We start from the raw sequence: 2,970 nt of genomic DNA, 5'->3' as shown, positions 1-2,970 counted from the left end.
ATGGGTTGCCAATCAAGTTGCACAAAGTATTGCTTTGCTGCAATTAATGGCACGTCGTCTTTCGTTTTACTATTTTCAGCTTGTGTAAAAGCAGCATTGGCCCGTAAGGCCAAAGCCGGTGTTATTTGCCAATTTAGCTCAAACTCCGTACCGTAGGCGGTTTGAATGCCATTATTGGAGGCTAAAGAAAAGCTTTCACCCGCTTGTGGAACTAATTGTATTATATCGTCCCATGTGTATTTATAAATATTCCAAACCAGACCAAAGTCTTGCGCTGGATGATAATCAAAAACTAGCTCGAGGTTTTCTAATTCTTCAGGTTGAATGTTAGGGTTGCCAATATTAGCTGGATTATTGATTGCACTCATATCAACAAACGAAGGCGCTCTAAAGGCCTGCCCATATAATAATTTTGTCGATAAATTTAAAGATGTCGACCAGACTAACGCCAGCCTTGGGTTGGTTGTGCTGCCAAAATCTGAATAGTTGTCGTGGCGTAAACCGGCGGTTAATTGCCAATCGTTAGCGATATTCCAAATATCTTGTAAAAACACATAATGATTTTGACGCGACTGCTCAGGAATAAACACATAGGGCGTATCCGTTACATCAACTATCGGGCTACCGGGTGCAATTGGCTGGTCGGTTGCAGGGTCAATTCCAAAGTTTTTGGTTTCTTCTACTCGGTACATGTTGGCATTATGATAACCTAATCCAACGAGAACAGAATGGTTTGACCACCCCGTATACAAACCTGATGTATTAAATCGCGCGTGTTTCTCCCACACTTGTGGGTTGCCAATTAAACCATCGGTAAAAACCCCTGCATAACCGGGTGGAAAAAGCGTATATTGATTTTTGATATTTTGGCTAGTGCTAAAATAAGTCGCTTGGGTGCTTACTTTAAAATCAGGTGTTAGCTGTGCATTATAATTTAAATCAAGGTTTATAATACGCCCCGATTTTCGCGCAGCAGGATCAAGCGAAGAAACTAAACCAGCTCCCACACCTAAATCATCCCATTTTTGATATCCAGCTCGCAAGGTAAAATAAGAATAGTTCAATTCAGTTCGAACAGATAAGTTATCTTTACTTTTGCTTAAATTTCCGGGCGCTAACGAAACCTTAGTGGTGTGAATGGCATCATTCGCCGTTTGACTATCTGCCTCAACGGGCTCATTAGAACCATCGGTTTTGTGATATTCAATAATTGCCGCATAGTTTAATTTGCCGTTATGCCCGCCAACACTAAACCAAGCGTCTTTGGTGTTAAAATGCCCTGCTCTGCCTGCGATTTCTCCCTGCTTAATGTCATCTGCATTTTTAGTAATGATATTAATCACCCCAGCAAACGCATCGGCACCAAATAAAGCAGAACCGGGGCCACGCATAATTTCGATACGCGCGATAGCTTCAACCGGCATTCCGCCCCAACTGTTATTACGATTACCTTGAAAATTATTAGTTAGCGGTACACCATTAACCAACATTAAGGCTTGTGAATTAGTAGTTGAGTGGATCCCTCTGAATATATACAAGGGTAAAAAAGAATTGGTGTCACGTTGAATATGTAAACCGGGCACAGTTTCGAGCACATCATCGATATCTGTCGCGCCCATTTTTTTTATTTGCTCAGCAGTAAACACATTAGTCACCGCAGGGGCTTTGTAAATTTGTGTTTTAACACCGGTCGCGATTTCAACCATTTCTTCACTGCCATAAAAGCTATCAAGCAAGTCATCATCATACTCTGTGTAATCGGCGGCATTAGCGGAAGAAACAATTAAAGGTAAAGCTGAAGATAAAACAGCATAGAAATAACAAGACAATTTCATACAATTTAAACCTGTCAGATGAACTAGTAGTTGAGAAGTTTTAGTTTTAAATACTTCAATATAGCGTTTATATTAAGCTTAATCCATACTGAATATTTAGCCATAAATAATTAAATATCAGTTGATATTTAATTATAAAATACAGACTCGTTTTTTAGTTTATTCAAAGCTAAGGTAAATTAATATTACTTTCACTATTGCCTTAATATTATTTGATTATGACTACTTAAAACTGATAACGCAGTTCGCCATATAATGCTCGACGCGCTAAAGGCAAATCATTGGGTAAATGAACAGCGGGTTCTCGCGCATCTTGATCAAATATGTTTTTACCCAATAAAGAAAGCTCAATCGGTAATGCTTTTGGTTGCCAGCGGACCGTTAAATCCGATATTGCATAATCTTTGATGGGCTGCCGACTATCACTCATATCACGGGCACGATCGATAATAAAATGTGTTTTAAAATTAACGCTAACCGCATCTATGGGTTGCCAATCAAGTTGCACAAAGTATTGCTTTGCTGCAATTAATGGCACGTCGTCTTTCGTTTTACTATTTTCAGCTTGTGTAAAAGCAGCATTGGCCCGTAAGGCCAAAGCCGGTGTTATTTGCCAATTTAGCTCAAACTCCGTACCGTAGGCGGTTTGAATGCCATTATTGGAGGCTAAAGAAAAGCTTTCACCCGCTTGTGGAACTAATTGTATTATATCGTCCCATGTGTATTTATAAATATTCCAAACCAGACCAAAGTCTTGCGCTGGATGATAATCAAAAACTAGCTCGAGGTTTTCTAATTCTTCAGGTTGAATGTTAGGGTTGCCAATATTAGCTGGATTATTGATTGCACTCATATCAACAAACGAAGGCGCTCTAAAGGCCTGCCCATATAATAATTTTGTCGATAAATTTAAAGATGTCGACCAGACTAACGCCAGCCTTGGGTTGGTTGTGCTGCCAAAATCTGAATAGTTGTCGTGGCGTAAACCGGCGGTTAATTGCCAATCGTTAGCGATATTCCAAATATCTTGTAAAAACACATAATGATTTTGACGCGACTGCTCAGGAATAAACACATAGGGCGTATCCGTTACATCAACTATCGGGCTACCGGGTGCAATTGGCTGGTCGGTTGC

The 2,970-nt window shown here is 40.0% G+C and carries 2 protein-coding genes; both read right to left on the bottom strand.

Annotated elements, in window-relative coordinates:
* Positions 1 to 1,835, bottom strand: a 1,835-nt coding sequence (locus DPX34_RS21415) for a TonB-dependent receptor plug domain-containing protein (protein ID WP_111980440.1), incomplete at its 3' end; no start/stop codon positions are given.
* A gap of 226 nt (positions 1,836 to 2,061) precedes the next feature.
* The coding region (locus DPX34_RS21410) for a TonB-dependent receptor plug domain-containing protein (protein WP_157964818.1) at positions 2,062 to 2,970 on the bottom strand (909 nt) is incomplete at its 5' end.

The organism is Algibacillus agarilyticus (assembly GCF_003286125.1).
In the GTDB taxonomy this organism is placed as follows: Bacteria; Pseudomonadota; Gammaproteobacteria; order Enterobacterales; family Alteromonadaceae; genus Algibacillus; species Algibacillus agarilyticus.
Note: the sequence above shows the minus strand (reverse complement) of the source record. Positions and strands in the feature narration are given on the sequence as shown.